The sequence below is a fragment of the Mycobacterium sp. 852002-51971_SCH5477799-a genome, from assembly GCF_001667145.1.
Lineage (GTDB): Bacteria > Actinomycetota > Actinomycetes > Mycobacteriales > Mycobacteriaceae > Mycobacterium.
The window spans coordinates 1-2030 of record NZ_LZIF01000089.1 but is presented as its reverse complement, the minus strand read 5'-3'; the positions used below and the strand labels follow the sequence as shown (position 1 = coordinate 2030).

General features: G+C 64.5%; 1 protein-coding gene. It reads left to right on the top strand.

Annotated elements, in window-relative coordinates:
- A partial coding sequence (locus A5753_RS13640) for a non-ribosomal peptide synthetase (RefSeq protein WP_156656094.1) occupies nt 1-2030 on the top strand: 2030 nt, incomplete at both ends.

The window sequence follows — 2030 nt, the reverse complement described above, 5'->3', positions numbered from 1 at the left end:
TTGCCGATCGATCCGACACAGCCGGGGGCGCGGATGCAGTTCATGCTCGCTGATGCGGGGCCGGTCGCGGTGGTGACCACCGCGGAGTTGGCCGAGCGGGTGCAGGGCTATGAGCTGTCGGTGATCGAGGTCAACGATGCGCGCATCGACACCCAGCCCAGCACTGGATTGCCGGGGCCGGCAGAGGACGACATCGCGTATCTGATTTACACCTCGGGCACTACTGGTGTGCCTAAGGGGACGGCCACCACCCACCGCAACGTGACCCGACTGTTCGAGGCACTGGATTTCGGTATCATCCCTGCGCCAGAGCAGGTGTGGTCGCAGTGTCATTCGTTGGCGTTTGACTATTCGGTGTGGGAGATCTGGGGCGCGCTGTTGCACGGCGGGCGGTTGGTGGTGGTGCCCGAGTCGGTGGTCCGCTCACCAAAAGACCTTCACGCGTTGCTGGTTCGTGAGCAGGTCAGCGTGCTAAGCCAAACCCCATCGGCTGCGGGGATGCTCTCACCTGAAGGGCTGGATTTGGCGGCGTTGGTGGTCGCCGCTGAGCCCTGCCCGGCCGAGCTGGTAGACCGCTGGGCAGCCCGGCAATTGATGGTCAATGCCTACGGCCCCACAGAGACGACGGTGTATGCGACTATCAGCGCGCCGCTGGCAGCGGGTTCCAGGGAGGTACCGATCGGGTCGCCGGTGCCCGGAGCGGCGTTGTTTGTGCTCGATAACTGGTTGCGTCCGGTGCCCGCTGGGGTGGTCGGTGAGTTGTATGTGGCTGGTGGCGGGTTGGCTTATGGCTATGTGGGTCGGGCGGGGTTGACCAGTGCGCGGTTTGTGGCGTGTCCGTTCGGTGGGCCAGCAGCGTCGGGCATCCGGATGTATCGCACTGGGGATGTGGTGTCGTGGGGCGCTGATGGTCAGTTGCGCTATGTGGGGCGTGCTGATGAGCAGGTCAAGATCCGCGGGTATCGCATCGAGTTGGGTGAGGTTCAAGCGGTGTTGGCCGCCCAGCAGGGTGTGCGTCAGGCGGTGGTGATCGCGCGCGAGGACGTCGCTGGGGATAAGCGTCTGGTGGGGTATGTGACCGGGACCGCCGAGCCGGCGGTGTTGCGCAGCGCTGTGGCTGAGCGGCTGCCCGCTTATATGGTGCCGGCTGCGGTCGTGGTGATCGAGGCGTTGCCGCTGACTGCTAACGGCAAACTCGACACCAAAGCCTTGCCGGCCCCGGGCTATCAAGACGGCGAGGGCTATCGCGCCCCGACCAGCTTGACCGAAGAGATTGTTGCTGGGATTTATGCCCAGGTTCTTGGCTTGGAGCGGGTCGGGGTTGATGACTCGTTCTTTGAGGTGGGTGGGGATTCGCTGTCGGCGATGCGGGTGATTGCCGCGGTGAATAAGTCCTTTGATGCGGGTCTTTCGGTGCGGGTGTTGTTCGAGGCGCCGACGGTGGCTGAGCTGGCGCCTCGTATTGAGGGTGCGGGTGGGGGTGGGCTGGAGCCGTTGGTGGCTGTGGAGCGCCCGGCGGTGGTTCCGTTGTCGTTTGCCCAGGCCCGGTTGTGGTTCCTGGATCAGTTGCAGGGGCCGTCACCGATTTACAACATGGCGGTGGCGTTGCGGCTCAGTGGTCGGTTGGATGCTGAGGCGTTGGGGGCGGCGCTGGCTGATGTGGTGGGCCGTCATGAAAGTTTGCGGACGTTGTTTGTGGCGGTGGACGGGGTCCCTCAGCAGGTGATTGTTCCGGTGGGGCGGGTTGATTTCGGGTGGCAGGTTGTTGATGCCGTCGGCTGGCCGGATGATCGGCTGGAGGCGGCTGTGGGCGCCGCGGCTCGTTACACGTTTGATTTGGCTGGCGAGATTCCTTTGCGGGCAAGGCTTTTCCGGGTCGCTGAGGATGAGCATGTGTTGGTGGCCGCGGTGCACCATATCGCTGCTGATGGGTGGTCGGTGGCCCCGTTGGTGCGGGATTTGGGTGTGGCGTATGCCAGTCGGTGTGCGGGGCAGGTGCCGGGGTGGGCGCCGTTGCCGGTGCAGTATGT